The 14,615-nt window shown below is 67.7% G+C and carries 12 protein-coding genes; 5 read left to right on the top strand and 7 right to left on the bottom strand.

The genetic code is table 11. The features are described 5' to 3' along the window. The first annotated feature begins 172 nt into the window (after nt 1-172). Both pdxY and HLA98_RS20720 read left to right on the top strand, forming a co-directional pair. Nucleotides 173-1,081 (top strand): pyridoxal kinase, encoded by a 909-nt coding sequence (pdxY, locus tag HLA98_RS20715; RefSeq protein ID WP_057500815.1) that lies wholly within the window; start codon nt 173-175, stop codon nt 1,079-1,081. Beyond that, nucleotides 1,078-2,202 (top strand): prephenate dehydrogenase, encoded by a 1,125-nt coding sequence (locus HLA98_RS20720; RefSeq protein ID WP_057500816.1) that lies wholly within the window; start codon nt 1,078-1,080, stop codon nt 2,200-2,202. The genes pdxY and HLA98_RS20720 overlap by 4 nt, the downstream gene beginning before the upstream one ends. A 269-nt stretch (nt 2,203-2,471) precedes the next feature. On the opposite strand, the gene HLA98_RS20725 is transcribed toward HLA98_RS20720, so the two are convergent. The 5 genes from HLA98_RS20725 to HLA98_RS20745 form a co-directional block, all read right to left on the bottom strand. Then, nucleotides 2,472-2,666, bottom strand: a complete 195-nt coding sequence (locus tag HLA98_RS20725; protein WP_005409247.1) for a hypothetical protein — start codon at nt 2,664-2,666, stop codon at nt 2,472-2,474. A gap of 70 nt (nt 2,667-2,736) precedes the next feature. Then, nucleotides 2,737-4,509: an ABC transporter transmembrane domain-containing protein gene (locus HLA98_RS20730; RefSeq protein WP_049445738.1), complete on the bottom strand. Its 1,773-nt coding sequence runs from the start codon at nt 4,507-4,509 to the stop codon at nt 2,737-2,739. Next, a complete protein-coding gene (locus HLA98_RS20735; RefSeq protein WP_057500819.1) occupies nt 4,502-5,098 on the bottom strand; it encodes an IMPACT family protein in 597 nt (198 codons plus the stop codon). Before HLA98_RS20735 ends, HLA98_RS20730 begins: the two co-directional genes overlap by 8 nt. A 40-nt stretch (nt 5,099-5,138) precedes the next feature. Next, nucleotides 5,139-6,143 (bottom strand): hypothetical protein, encoded by a 1,005-nt coding sequence (locus HLA98_RS20740; protein WP_057500817.1) that lies wholly within the window; start codon nt 6,141-6,143, stop codon nt 5,139-5,141. After that, nucleotides 6,140-6,658, bottom strand: coding sequence for an RNA polymerase sigma factor (locus HLA98_RS20745; protein WP_229301621.1), 519 nt, complete (start codon nt 6,656-6,658; stop codon nt 6,140-6,142). The genes HLA98_RS20740 and HLA98_RS20745 overlap by 4 nt, the downstream gene beginning before the upstream one ends. Before the next feature lie 247 nt (nt 6,659-6,905). Between HLA98_RS20745 and HLA98_RS20750 the strand changes: the two genes are divergently transcribed. Further along, on the top strand, nt 6,906-9,749 hold the full coding sequence (locus HLA98_RS20750; protein WP_057499482.1) for a bifunctional diguanylate cyclase/phosphodiesterase: 2,844 nt from the start codon (nt 6,906-6,908) through the stop codon (nt 9,747-9,749). A gap of 19 nt (nt 9,750-9,768) precedes the next feature. On the opposite strand, the gene HLA98_RS20755 is transcribed toward HLA98_RS20750, so the two are convergent. Then, nucleotides 9,769-10,362, bottom strand: a complete 594-nt coding sequence (locus HLA98_RS20755) for an LOG family protein (protein WP_049428514.1) — start codon at nt 10,360-10,362, stop codon at nt 9,769-9,771. Between the two features lie 207 nt (nt 10,363-10,569). Beyond that, nucleotides 10,570-12,066, bottom strand: a complete 1,497-nt coding sequence (locus HLA98_RS20760) for an aminotransferase class III-fold pyridoxal phosphate-dependent enzyme (protein ID WP_057499483.1) — start codon at nt 12,064-12,066, stop codon at nt 10,570-10,572. Between the two features lie 210 nt (nt 12,067-12,276). Between HLA98_RS20760 and queA the strand changes: the two genes are divergently transcribed. After that, nucleotides 12,277-13,344, top strand: coding sequence for a tRNA preQ1(34) S-adenosylmethionine ribosyltransferase-isomerase QueA (queA, locus tag HLA98_RS20765; protein ID WP_057499484.1), 1,068 nt, complete (start codon nt 12,277-12,279; stop codon nt 13,342-13,344). Nucleotides 13,345-13,449: 105 nt separating this feature from the next. Continuing rightward, on the top strand, nt 13,450-14,580 hold the full coding sequence (gene tgt, locus HLA98_RS20770) for a tRNA guanosine(34) transglycosylase Tgt (RefSeq protein ID WP_057499485.1): 1,131 nt from the start codon (nt 13,450-13,452) through the stop codon (nt 14,578-14,580). Nucleotides 14,581-14,615: the final 35 nt, after the last annotated feature.

Below are 14,615 nucleotides of genomic sequence, written 5' to 3' on the forward strand. Positions count from 1 at the left end.
CGCATGGATGCGGCTGCCAAGCCTACAGGGACGTACTTGCGGCGTCCCCGCAATCCGACACCGCCCCGCCACCCCACGGATAGTTCGCTTTTGCCTTTGCCGTTGCTTGCAGCTTCGGCAGGTGCAGGGCTGCAAGCCCTGCCGAAAACCCCCTTGGGCGTAGAATGCGGCCATGAGCGAATCCCTTGATAACCACCTGGTCCACGGCCGCCGCCAGCGGCCCGACGGCCCGTCGCCGATCGATGTCATCTCGGTCCAGTCGCAACTTGTCTACGGCCATGCCGGCAACAGCGCCGCCGTACCGCCGATGCGCGCGCTGGGCGTGCGTGTAGCCGAAATTCCAACCGTGCTGCTCAGCAACGCGCCTTTCTACGACACCACGCGTGGCCGCGTGCTGCCGGCCGACTGGTTCGCCGATCTGCTCCTGGGCACCCACGAACGTGGCCTGCCGCAGCGGGCGAAGATGCTCGTCTCCGGCTACTTCGGCAGCACCGCCAACGGTGCCGCCTTCGCAGACTGGCTGGACGACATCCTGCCGGCCTGCCCGCAGCTGCGTTACTGCCTGGATCCGGTGATCGGTGATACCCACACCGGGCCCTACGTGGAACCGGGACTGGAAGCGATCTTCGCCGAGCGCCTGCTGCCGCATGCCTGGCTGGTGACGCCGAACGCTTTCGAACTGAACCGCCTGACCGGCTTGCCGGCGCTGGCCGAGGCCGATGCCATCGCCGCCGCGCGCACGCTGCTGGACCGCGGCCCGCACTGGGTGATCGCGCACAGCGTGGGCGGCAACCCGGGTGAACTGGTGACCCTGGCGGTCGGCCGCGAGGAGACTTGGCGCTGGACCTCGCCCCTGCTGCCGGTGGATGTGGCCGGTACCGGCGACGTGCTGATGTCACTGGTGGTGTCGTTCCTGCTGCGCGGCGAATCGATGCAGCAGGCGATCTCGCGCGCGATTGCCGGCACCCATGCGGCGCTGGAGGCGACCCTCGACAACGGCTTCGAAGAGTTCGACGTGATTGCTGCAGCGCCGGCGGCGCTGGCCGAAGGAACGCGCTTCCGCGCCGAACGCGTGGCATGAGCGGCCTGGACCCACGCACGCCGCACACGGTCGGCATCATCGGCAGTGCCGGCGCCTACGGGCGCTGGCTGACCCGCTTCTTCCAGCAGCACATGCAGCTGCAGGTGATCGGCCACGATCCGGCCGATCCGGACTCGCATACGCCGGAACAGCTGCTGGTGCAGGCTGACGTGCTGGTGTTCTCGGCACCGATCCGGCATACGCCGGCTCTGATTGCCGCGTACGTGCAGCAGTCGGCCGGCCGCGAGCAGGACCGGCTGTGGCTGGACGTGACCTCGGTAAAAGAAGCGCCGGTGCAGGCGATGTTGGCCTCTCAAGCCGAGGTGGTCGGCCTGCACCCGATGACCGCGCCGCCCAAGGCGCCGACCCTGAAGGGCCGGGTGATGGTGGTCTGCGAAGCGCGGCTGCGGCACTGGCAACCGTGGGTTGATACGCTGTGCACGGCGTTGCAGGCTGAGTGCGTGCGCGCCACGCCGCAGCATCACGACCAGATGATGGCGCTGGTGCAGGCGATGGTGCATGCCACCCACCTGGCCCAGGCCGGTGTGCTGCGCAAGTACCAGCCGCAGCTGGGTGATCTGGCCGCGATGATGCCGTACCGCTCGGCATCGTTCGAGCTGGATACCGCGATCATCTCGCGCATCCTCTCGCTCAACCCGGCGATCTACGAGGACATCCAGTTCGGCAACCCGTACGTGGCGCCGATGCTGGGGCGCTTGATCGGTCAGCTGCAGACTCTGCAGGCGCAGGTCGGGCAGGGCGACGACAGTGCGCGCGGTGCATTCCGTGAGCAGCTGTTGTTGGCCAATCGCAATGCCTTCGGCGAGCAGGCACTGGCTGACGGCAACTACACGTTCGAACGCGTGGGTTACCTGTTGGCGGACCTGACCGAGCGCAACGCGCTGTCGGTGCATTTGCCGGAGGACCGGCCGGGCTCGCTGCGTGAACTGCTGAACGTGTTCGAGCAGCACCGCATCAGCCTGGCCTCGATCCATTCCTCACGCACGCCCGGGGGCGAGGTGCATTTCCGTATCGGATTCGTGGCCGGCAGTGATCCGACGGCGATCCGTCAGGCGGCGGCCGAGGTGGACGCCAGCGGCATCGGACGGGTGCTGGGCTGAGCACATTCATCCACAGGTGGTGTGGATGGATTCTGAGCAAACATGTGGATAACCGCACGCAGCCCTTGGCAACAAAGGCTGTCAAGATGCTTGGCGAAAAATTGACCATGCTTTTTTGTAGCGTCGAGCCATGCTCGACCGCCTTTGGCGCAAAGCGTGTCGACCAAGGTCGACACCTACCAGAAGCAAAAGGCGTGTCGATCAAGGTCGACACCCACCAGAGCGGGGCGGCACGAAATGCGGTAGCGCCGGGCCATGCCCGGCGAACCTCAGATCGTCAGCCTCAGCTCACCGCCGCTGGTGGTGAACTCGCGGCCATCGCGCACCAGCGGCCGCCCGTCATCCAGCTCGTAGCGCGGCGTGGCTTCGGAATGGTGCCCACTGCCATTGGCCTCGGGCTTGAATTCGATGATGATGTGGCTTTCGCCATTGCTGTCGACGGCGGGGAACTGACGGAACGACATCGTGCACCTCCTTCAGCGGATGCTGCTGTTGCGCGGCCAGCTTGGCCGCGCCGATGTTAGCCGGACGTCATCAATCGATGAACTGCAGGCGTGCGAGTTCAGCGTACAGACCACCTTCGGCCAGCAGCTGTGCATGCGTGCCCTCGGCGACGATGCGGCCCTGGTCCATCACCACGATGCGGTCGGCCTTGAGTACGGTGGCCAGGCGATGGGCGATGACCAGCGTGGTGCGGCCCGCCATGAGCCGCTCCAGCGCCTGCTGCACGCTGTGCTCGCTCTGCGCATCCAGCGCGCTGGTGGCTTCATCCAGCAGCAGGATCGGTGCGTCCTTCAGCAGCGCACGGGCAATCGCCACACGCTGCTGCTGGCCACCGGACAGGCGGGCACCGCGCTCTCCCAGCTCGCTGTCATAGCCCTGCGGCAAGGCGCGCAGGAAACCGTCGGCCTCGGCCGCTCGTGCGGCATCCTCGACCTCGGCATCGCTGGCCTGCAGGCGGCCATAGCGGATGTTGTCGCGCGCACTGGCCGCGAACAGGGTGGGCTGCTGTGGCACCAGCGCCAGCTGCGCACGCAGTTCGGCCGGGTCGACCTGGCGCACGTCGATGCCGTCCACGTCGATGCGGCCGCTGGCTGGATCATGGAAGCGCAGCAGCATCGACAGCACCGTGCTCTTGCCTGCCCCCGACGGACCCACCAGCGCCACGGTCTCGCCGGGGCGCACGTGCAGGTTGAAGTGGTCCAGGGCGGCCTGGTCGGGTCGCTGCGGGTAGTGGAACACCACGTCGTTGAACTGGATTTCGCCACGCAGCGGCTGCGGCAGCGCGTGCGGCTGGGCCGGCGCGCGGATCTCGATGTCTTCCTGCAGCAGTTCGCCGATGCGGCCCATGCCGCCGGCCGCGCGCTGCAGCTCGTTCCATACTTCGGCCAGCGCGCCCACCGAGCCGCCGCCGATCAAGGCATACAGCACGAACTGGCCCAGCGTACCGGCACTGAGGCGGCCGTCAATGACATCGTGCGCGCCCAGCCACAGCACACCGACGATGGCGCCGAACACCAGCAGGATGGCGCTGGCGGTGACCAGCGACTGCGCGCCGATGCGGCGGCGGGCGGCGCCGATGGCATCACCGAGTGCTTTGTCGAAGCGCCCGCGCTCGTACGGCTCGCGTGCATGCGCCTGCACCGTGCGTACCGCGCCCAGTGTCTCGCTGGCCAGGCTGTTGGCATCGGCGATGCGGTCCTGGCTGTTGCGTGCAACCGTGCGCAGCTTGCGTGCGCCGATGATGATCGGCAGCACCGCCAGCGGAATGCCGAGCAGCGACCATGCGGCCAGCCGCGGGCTGGTGACGAACAGCATCGCCAGACTGCCGATGACAGTGACCGTGCTGCGCAGGGCCACCGACATGGTCGAGCCGACCACGCTGCGCAGAAGTTCAGTGTCCGCAGTCAGGCGCGAGACCAGCTCTCCGCTGCGGCTGCGGTCGTGGAAGCCGGCGCCCAGTTGGATCAGGTGGGCATACAGCTGGCTGCGCAGGTCGGCGACGACCTTTTCGCCCAGCAGCGATACAAAGTAAAAGCGCGCGGCGGTCCCCAGCGCCATCACCACCGCCACCAGCATCAGCAGGGCGAAGGCACGGTTGATCTGGCCGCCGCTGCTGAAACCGTGATCGATCATCTGCTTCACGGCCGGCGGCAGGCTCAGCGTCGCCGCCGAAGACACCGCCAGGGCCAGCAGCCAGGCGGTGAACAGGCCGCTGTGGCGGCGCACGAACGGCCACAGCGTGCGCAGGCTGCCGAGGCGGCGCAGCGGCGGGGTCGAAGCGGGGGCGTCGTCCTTGTCAGTCATCCTGGATGTCGTCTTCTATGCGGATACGGTCACGGGTGGCGTCGCGCAGGCGGATTTTCAATGCATCGACCTGATCGGCAGGCAATTCGATCCGCAGGCACACGCCATTGGCATCGAACTGTTCATCGCGCTTCTCGGCGCCGAAGGCGGGCAGGGCGGCATGCAGGGTGCCCAGGTCCTCGAAGCCAGCCAGCAGCTGCAGGCGGGACATGGCGATCAGCGGCAGGCGTGGCGCCGTACGCAGGCACTCGGCTGCGGCGCCGCCATAGGCGCGCACCAGTCCGCCGGCGCCGAGCTTGATGCCGCCGAACCAGCGCGTCACCACCACCATCACCCGGTCGAAGCCCTGGCCATCAATGGCAGCCAGGATCGGTCGCCCGGCGGTGCCCGCCGGTTCGCCATCGTCGCTGGAGCGGTAATCCTGCCCGTGCCGGTATGCCCAGCAGTTGTGCGTGGCATCGGCCACTGCAACCTGCTGCAGGAACGCCATCGCCGCCACACCCCCGTCGATCGGCGTGGCATGGGCGATGAAACGGCTGTGCTTGACTTCCAGCGTATGGCTGACCGGCTGGGCGAGGGTATCGGGCATTGCCACCATTCTACGGTGTTGCTCCCGATTTCCGTGGCACTCAGTCGTCCAGCAGCGGGCGCAGGTCGCGCGGCAGGCGCGATTCCGGGTACTGCTGGATGTAGCGTTCCAGGCTGGCGCGGGCGAGGTCGCGCTGGCCCTCATCGCGGCGTTCGCGGATCTTTTCCAGCCATTGCCGGCGCGGCAGGCGCGCATCGGCGCTCACTTCAGCCTGCACCGCATCCGCGCTCAGGCCCGCATCGCTGCTGCGCTGCATGACGCCGGGCGCAGAACGGCGGGGCGCCTCGCGCTTCATCGAGGTGATTTCGACCCGGTCCTGCATCACCGCGGATTCGCCGTCGGCAGCATTGGCGACCGGCGCGGCTGCCGTACGCGGCTTCAACGCGGCTGCCGGAGCCGGAGCGAACGTCGGTGTCGGTGCCGAGTACGCCACAGGAGCGGGTGGCGCAGGAGGGGCCGCGGCCGGGGACGGCGGCAGCGCTGCGAACGAAGTATCGGTGGCGGCCTCTGCAGCCATCGACCGTGCAGCCGGTGCCGGTGGTTGAGGCGCTTCCATCGGTGCAGGTTGGCGCGCGCGCGCGATGGCAGGTGCAGGGGTATCGGCGCCCGGCGGCGCAGCCGCTTCTGGGGCTGCAGGCGGCGCTGCCGGCGTTGCGGCCGGTTCTGCAGCTGCAGTCGCGCTGTCGGCCGCACGGCTTTCAGCACTCTGGTCGGCGGCGGCAATTTCGGCGTTGGCCGGTGCCGGGGCAACCGCGGTCTCACCGGCAGGAATCGGGGGCGGTTCCGGGCGCAGCTGCCAGGCGATGCCGATGGCGAACACCATCGAGGCGGCGATGCCGAACACCGCAGGCCAGCGCGGACGGGTGCGCCGCACGCGGGGCGCGTCCGGCAAGGCGGTGGCATCGGCGGCCGGAGCATCCACGGCGGCACGGGCCGCGGCCAGAATGGCGGTGTCCAGTGCAGCCGGCGGTGCCTGTTCGGCGCGACGACCAAGCAGGCGGGACAGCTCGCGTTCTTCCGGCGTCAGTGGTTCGTCTCGGTTCATGCGTTCAATCCCGCACGCAGCTTGTCCATCGCATAGCGCAGCCGCGATTTCACGGTTTCCCGGCCTACGCCGGTGATCTGGCCGATCTCTTCCAGGCTCAGTTCCTGATCCAGCCGCAGCTGCAGCACTTCGCGCTGCTCCGGCGGCAGTTGCTCCATCGCCAGCTGGATGCGGCGACGTTGTTCGAATTCGGATAGCTCGCCTTCCGGAGTCTGCCCATCCTCGATCGCGGCCAGGCGCAGATCGGCGTCGGCCGGCGCGGCGGGGCGATGACGGGCGGCACGCCAATGGTCATTCAGGCGGTTGTGGGCGATGCGGAACAGCCAGGTGCTGAACGCTGCCTCGGGCTGCCAGCCGGCGCGGGCGCTGATCACCCGCTGCCAGACGTCCTGGAAGATCTCCTCGGCCAGCGCGTTGTCGCGCAGTTGCCGCAGCAGGAAGCCGAACAGGCGCTTGCGGTGGCGCGCATACAGGCTTTCGAAGGCGCGCAGGTCGCCACCGGCCCAGGCCAGCATCAAGGCTTCATCGGTTGGCAGTGCGCTGGCTTCCACGGCGTACAGGGTAAGGCCTGCGGGCGATGGCGCATAGCCGGTGGCGGGGGCGGGCAGGGCGGGGGTCATGGCTCGGATGGGGCTACGGACAGCAGGAAAAACGTACGGGTGCACGATTCGGGGTTTACGGGCTTCCATTGCCCCCCGGGTGGCGCGCTATGCTCGGCGGCTCAGGGGAGGCGACGCACAGACGGCGCCAAGAGATTGTCATTTGTCCACGCATGCTGAACCGGCGGAAGAGTCACCACACGAGGCCGTGCTGAGCACGGCGCTGGTGCGCGCGTTGCATGCGCTTTTGCCGGAAACGGCCGTGGTTCGCGTTGGCTGGGACGACCCGCAGCTCGGTCGTGGCCAGGGCGGCTGGCCGTCGCCAGCGGTTGCCGGCCAGGGGGCCGCGGAGCCGGGAATCGGCGAGGGTCAGCATGGCTGGGAATACGACGGTGCGCGGTTGCTGTTGTCGGTAGCCGGGGCGGCGCCTTCGTCGGCATGGTGGGGGGTTGCCCGGCAGGCGATGGAGCTGGCGCTGCAGCGCGGCCGCCAAGCCGGCCAGATCAAGGCACTGGAAGAGGCCGAGCGGCTGCAGCAGGCCCTGTTCCAGATTGCCGATCTGGCCGGTGCCGATCTGGAAATGCCCGAGATGCTGCGCCACGTGCATGGTGTGCTGGGCACGCTGATGTATGCCGAGAACTGCTACATCGTGGAATACGACGATGTGCGCGACCAGATCCGGTTCCTGTACTTTGCCGATCAGGTCGATGACTTCGTCGCCGATCCCACGCAGAGCCATGACGCCAGCGAGATGCCGCGCAGCCTGACCGTGGCGCTGCTGCGCCATGGCAAGCCGCTCAGTGGCCCTTCGCGCAAACTGCTGGCGCAGGTGATGGAACAGGAGCATGACCCGCAGCGTGGTCCCGAAAGCCTGGACTGGCTGGGCGTGCCGATGCTGCGCGATGGCCGCGTCTGCGGTGCCATCGTGGTGCAGAGCTATGAGCATGCCGCGCGCTATGGCGAAGCAGAGCGGGCCCTGCTGGGATTCGTTGCCCAGCACGTGCAGACCGCGATGGACCGGCGCCAGGCGCAGGTGCGGCTGGAGCAGCAGGTGGAGCGGCGCACCCAGGAACTGCAGCGCGCCAACCACAGCCTGCAGGACGAGGTGGCCGAGCGTCGCCGCGCCGAACAGCTGCAGACCGCCCTGTACAACATCGCCGAGATGGCAATGTCGGCCGACAGCCTGGCCCAGTTCTATGGGCAGGTGCATGGGGTGGTCGGGCGCCTGCTCGACGCACGCAATTTCTACATTGCCCTGGTCAACCCGGCCGGCAACGGCCTGGACTTCGTGTATTCGGTGGACGAGCACAACGCCAGCCGCGCGCCACGGCCCTTCAGCCGGGGCCTGACCGAATACGTGGTGCGCAACCGGCGGCCACTGCTGGCGTCACGCGCACAGATCGATGCGTTGCTGGCCAGTGGCGAAGTGCGTGAATCCGGTGCGCGTTCGCATTGCTGGCTGGGCGTACCGCTGTTGCGCGATGACGAAGTGGTTGGTGCGATCGTGGTGCAGAGCTACAGCGAGAACAGCATTTTCAGCGTGCATGACCAGCGCCTGTTGACCTTCGTCGCGCAGAACATTGGTACCGGCCTGGCGCGTCAGCGCGACCAGCAACGCCTGCGCTCGGCGCATGCCGAGCTGGAGAAACGCGTGGAGGAGCGCACGCGCGAACTGGCCGAGGTCAACGAAAAGCTGCTCGGCCAGATCGGCGAGCGCCTGCGCGCCGAACAGCGCCTGACCCACCAGGCCATGCACGATGCGCTGACCGGCCTGCCCAACCGCCTGCACCTGCTGGACCGCCTGCAGGATGCGCTGGCACTGGCCAAGCGTGAGGGCGGCCCGGTGTTCGCCGTACTGTTCCTCGATCTGGACCGCTTCAAGCTGGTCAACGACAGCATCGGCCATGCCGCCGGCGACCGCATGCTGGTGGAAGTGGCCAAGCGCATCGTTTCGATGGCCGGCACCGAGGACGTGGTGGCCCGCCTGGGCGGTGATGAATTCGCGGTGCTGCTGCAGTGCCCGCAGGGCCTGGCGCAGGCGTTGGATTTCGGCCAGCGCCTGCTGCTGGCCCTGCAGGAATCGATGTGGATCGCCGGACGCGAGCTGTTCCCGTCCGGCAGCCTCGGCATTGCCTTGTGGAACCCGCGCTACCGGACCGGTGAGGAGCTGCTGCGAGACGCCGATGCGGCGATGTACCGCGCCAAGGCGCAGGGGCATGATCGTTGCGCGATCTTCGACGAGGACATGCGCGAGCAGGCCATGCGCAGCCTTGATCTGGAAGCCGACCTGCGGCGTGCGATCAACAACCACGATTTCGTGCCGTTCTACCAGCCGATCGTGCGTCTGTCCGACGGCGAGGTGGTGGGTCACGAGGCGTTGCTGCGCTGGCAGCACGAGCGCCGTGGCCTGCTGCTGCCAGGCGCGTTCCTGGAGCTGGGCGAGGAGAGCGGCCTGATCGAACAGGTCGACTGGCTGATCTACGAACAGGTCATCGCCGGCCTGGCCAAAGGCGGGCACAGCTACGTATCGGTGAACGTATCGCCGCGTCATTTCCGCTCCGCGGAGTTCAGCGGCCGACTGTTCGGCCTGCTGGACGAGTACGGCGCCGATCCGCAGCGGCTGCGGCTGGAGATCACCGAGGTCGCGCTGCTGGATGATGGTCCGCACACCCTGCGCATCCTGCAGGGCCTGCGCGAACGTGGCATCCAGGTGCAGCTGGACGATTTCGGTACCGGCTTCTCGGCACTGTCCTACCTGCACCGCTTCCCGATCAGCACGCTGAAGATCGACCAGAGCTTCATCGCCGGCCTGCATGGGCCGGAAGTGCAGAGCACGCGTGCGCTGGTCGAGGGCGTGCTGTCGTTGGCGCGTACGCTGGGCATCGAGACCATCGGTGAGGGCATCGAAACCGAGGCACAGCAGCAGACACTGCGCGAGCTCGGCTGCGACTACGGCCAGGGCTATCTGCTGGGGCGGCCCGCACCATGGAGCTGCGCGGCGGTCTGAGCCGCCGCGCAGGAAGGCATCAGCGCAGGGCGGCGCGACGTTTCTCGTCGATCCACTTCGAGGCTTGGGCCGGCTGGTAGTTCTTCATCCACTCCAGCATCTCTTCGATGTCCGAGCCGTACCACAGGTCCTGGCGCTGGTCCGGGTGCAGGAAGCGCTCTTCCACCATGCGGTCGATCATGCCGATCAGCGGGGCATAGAAGCCTTCCACGTCGAGGAATGCGCACGGCTTGTTGCCGATGCCCAGCTGCCGCCAGGTCAGCATCTCGAAGATCTCTTCCATGGTGCCGAAGCCGCCGGGCAGGGTGACGAAGCCATCGGCGAGGTCGAACATGCGCGACTTGCGCTCATGCATCGAACCGACAATTTCCAGTTCGGTCAGGCCCCGGTGGGCCACTTCCCAGTCAGCCAGCTGGCGCGGAATCACGCCGGTCACCTCGCCGCCGGCGGCGAGCACGGCATTGGCCACGGTTCCCATCAGGCCGACGTTGCCACCGCCGTACACCAGGCGCAGGCCGTCACGGGCGATGCGGTCGCCCAGTGCAATGGCGCGTTCGGTATAGGCCGGCTTGCTGCCGGCGTTGGAACCACAGTACACACAGATCGATTTCATGGATCTTCCTGTCTCTTGGCCGGAAACGAAAACGCCCCGTCGCCGACCGCAGAGCGGTCAGGGACGGGGTGTCCTTGGATTATGAGCCCTTCTGTAGAGCCGAGCCATGCTCGGCTGCTCTTCGTTCAGTAGAGTCGAGCTCGCTCGACTATCGCGTTGCCTGAACGAAGTGCAGTCGAGCAAGCTCGACTCTACAAAGAACGAGGCTTACGCCGCGGCGGCCTGTTCGCGGCGCGGGCCTTCACGCAGCGCGCGGCCGACCATGCCCACCAGCAGGTCCAGCTCCTCGCTGTCCATGCCGAAGTGCGGGGTGAAGCGCAGCGAGTTCTCGCCACCGTGGATCACGTTGATGCCGTGCTGGCGCAGCCATTCCTCGGTGGAATTGGCGCCGTAGCACTTGAACTGCGGGGCCAGCTCGCAGGAGAACAGCAGGCCGGTCCCCTGCACCTTGGTGATCAGGCCGCCCAGTTCGCTCTTGAGCTGCTCCAGCTTGCGCACCGCCTCGGCACCGCGCTCGGCGATGTTGGCGCGCACCTGTGGGGTCAGCTGGGCCAGGGTGGCACAGGCCACGTCCAGTGCACGCGGGTTGCTGGTCATGGTGTTGCCATAGATGCCCTTGCGGTACAGCTGCGCGGCATGCTCGGTCACCGCCAGCACCGACAGCGGGTACTGCGCGGCGTTCAGCGCCTTCGAATAGGTTTCCATGTCCGGCGGGTCCAGGCCTTCGAAGCCCGGGTAATCGACCACCGAGAGCACGCCATGCGCACGCAGGCCGGCCTGGATCGAGTCGAGCAGCAGCAGGCTGCCATGCGCACGGGTCAGTTCGCGGGCCAGGGCGTAGAACGACGGCGGCACCGAGCGGCCCGGGTCGCCTTCGCCCATCACCGGCTCCAGGAACACCGCCTCGATGAACCACTGGTTGCGTGCGGCGTCCTCGAACACCTTGCGCAGGCCAGCCTCATCGTACGGCGCCACGGTGATCACCGAATCCTCGCCACGGTAGCTGGCCAGGTGCTGCATGTAGCTCTTGCGGCTGGAATCGGAATACAGGGCAGGGCGGTCGGTACGGCCATGGAAGCTGCCCTTGACCACCACGCGCTTGATCGCAGCGCCAGCGTGGCGCGCACCCGGGTCGGTCTGCAGCTTGGCGTTGACGTCGGCGATGCGCGCGGCCAGGCCGACCGCTTCGGAGCCGGAATTCAGGCACATGAAACGGGCGAACGGGCAGCCGCCACGGCGGTGGCCGATCTCGGCGCGCAGGGCGGTGATGAAGCGCTGCTGCGACAGGCTGGGGGTCATGATGTTGGCCATCACCTGCGGGCGGGCCATTGCCTCCAGCACGGCGTCCGGGGTGTGCCCGAAGCCGAGCATGCCGTAGCCGCCAGCGTCGTACAGCACGGCGCCCTTCAGGGTGACCACCCACGGGCCGCGCGCAGCCAGTGCCACGTAAGGGGTCACCGCGTCATCGGCGTAGAAATTGACGAAACCGTCCTGCATCGCGTCGATCTGCGCCTGTTCGTCCTGTGCCAGCAGCGGCCCCAGGTCGGCCTGCACGCGCGCGAATTCCTCGGCGGCGGCGTCCACCGCGGCGATCAGCTGCGGGTGGTTGGCGGACAGGGCGGTCAGCGTGGCGTCGTCCAGGCCGGAGGTGAGGCGGGTGCCGGGCTGGTTGCGCAGGGGGGCGAGGCGTTCGATGAAGCTCATTGCAGATCTCCTGAAACAATGGGTCGCACGGGTCTTCAAAAGCAAAACGCGCGTCATCACGCGCGCTTGGGGCAGGCTCGTGCAGCGGACTTCCGGCTCGATGCTAGCACTTGTTTTTTTGCGCGATAACCCCGCAAAAGCCTGCTGCATAGCAGCATTTTGCGCGACGTTCGCCGCGAAGTGCGCCGGCTCGCAGACGCTGGACGTACAATGCGCGCCATTGTCGACCTGTTGCCGCCCACTGCCTTGAAGAAGTCCGATTTCCACTACGACCTGCCGGCTGAACTGATCGCGCAGGCGCCCCTGGCCGAACGTTCCGCAAGCCGCCTGCTGCTGGTACCGCCGGCGCCCGATGCTTTCACCGATCTGCAGGTGCGCGACCTGCCGTCGCTGCTGCAGCCGGGCGACCTGCTGGTGTTCAACGACACTCGGGTGATCCCGGCGCGCCTGTTCGGGCAGAAGGCCAGCGGCGGCCGTGTCGAGATCCTGATCGAGCGCCTGCTCGGCGGCCAGCAGGCACGTGCCCAGGTGGGCGCGAGCAAGTCGCCGAAGGCCGGCAGCCGCATCGCGCTGGATGCCGGTGGTGAAGCCGAGGTGCTGGGCCGCGATGGCGAGTTCTACGTGCTGCAGTTCCATGTGCCGGAATCGCTGGAACAGTGGCTGCTGCACGCCGGTCGCCTGCCGCTGCCACCCTACATCCAGCGCGAGCCGGGCGTGGACGACCGCGAGCGCTACCAGACCGTGTTCGCGCGCGAAGTGGGCGCGGTGGCGGCGCCGACCGCCGGCCTGCATTTCGACGAACCGCTGCTGGCCGCGCTGAAGGACAAGGGCGTGGACTTCGGCCACGTCACCCTGCACGTGGGAGCGGGCACCTTCCAGCCGGTGCGCGCCGATGACCTGAAGGACCACGTGATGCACCGCGAGTGGCTGAACGTCGGCGCTGAGCTGGTGCAGCAGGTGCGGCGCACGCGCGCCGCCGGCGGCCGGGTGATCGGCGTCGGCACCACCGTGGTGCGCGCGCTGGAAAGCGCGATGCGTGATGGCGAACTGCTGCCGTTTGCCGGTGAAACGCAGATCTTCATCACCCCGGGCTACCGCATCCGCAGCGTCGACGCGATGGTGACCAACTTCCACCTGCCGGAAAGCACCCTGCTGATGATGATTTCCGCGTTTGCCGGCAAGGAACGCGTGTTCGAGGCCTACCGGCACGCGATCGAGCAGCGCTACCGCTTCTTCAGCTACGGCGACGCGATGCTGCTGTTCCCGCAGGCCGACTGAAGAGGCTGGAGGCTCTGGGAGGGCGGAGACCCCTGTAGGCGCGCACCTTGGTGCGCAGGCCTTCTTGGGAGACAATGGGCAACTATTTGCCCGAATGACCGCTCCATGTCCCGATTGCAGTTCCAGCTCCAGACCCGCGACGGCCGTGCCCGCCGTGGCCGCCTGACCTTCCCGCGTGGCACGGTGGAAACGCCGGCCTTCATGCCGGTGGGGACCTATGGCTCGGTCAAGGGCATCCTGCCGGACCAGGTGCGTGCGCTGGGCGCCGAGATCATCCTCGGCAACACTTTCCACCTGTACCTGCGCCCGGGCCTGGACATCATCGCCGACCACGGCGGCCTGCACGGCTTCTGCCGCTGGGATGGCCCGATCCTGACCGACTCCGGCGGCTTCCAGGTGTTCTCGCTGGCCCACCGCCGCAAGATCACCGAGCAGGGCGTGACCTTTGCCTCGCCCACCGACGGTGCCCGCGTGTTTCTGGGCCCGGAAGAGAGCATGAAGATCCAGAAGGTGCTCGATTCGGACGTGGTGATGATCTTCGACGAGTGCACCCCTTACCCGGCCACCGAGGATGTGGCGCGCCGCTCGATGGAGCTGAGCCTGCGCTGGGCCCAGCGCAGCCGCAACGCGCATGACGAGCTCGGCAACGACGCGGCCCTGTTCGGCATCGTCCAGGGGGGCGTGCACACCGACCTGCGCAGCCGTTCGGCCGAGGCCCTGCAGGCGATCGGCTTTGACGGCTACGCCATCGGCGGCCTGGCCGTGGGCGAGCCGGAGCACGAGCGCAACGCCATGCTCGACCACCTGGACCCGGAGCTGCCGGGCGACCGTCCGCGCTACCTGATGGGTGTGGGCCGGCCGGAGGACCTGGTCGAGGGTGTCGCACGTGGCGTGGACATGTTCGACTGCGTGATGCCGACCCGCAATGCGCGCAACGGCCACTATTTCACCTCGTTCGGCACCGTCCGCATCCGCAACTCCCAGTACGCGCGCGACATGGACCCGATCGAGCCGGGCTGCGGCTGCGTGGCCTGCACCGGTGGCTACACCCGTTCCTACCTGCGCCACCTGGAGCGCTGCAACGAGATGCTGGCGCCGATGCTGGGCACCCTGCACAACCTGTTCTATTACGAAAAGCTCATGGCCGACATCCGTGCGGCCATCGAGGCGGGAACCTTCCTGGCCTTCCGTGAGTCTTTCTACGCGGCACGCGGGGCGGTGGCCCCGCCCCTCTAACCCGAACGCCCCCTGCCAAACGGCCCAAGGACGAA

The sequence above is a fragment of the Stenotrophomonas africana genome (assembly GCF_013004645.1).
GTDB lineage: Bacteria > Pseudomonadota > Gammaproteobacteria > Xanthomonadales > Xanthomonadaceae > Stenotrophomonas > Stenotrophomonas africana.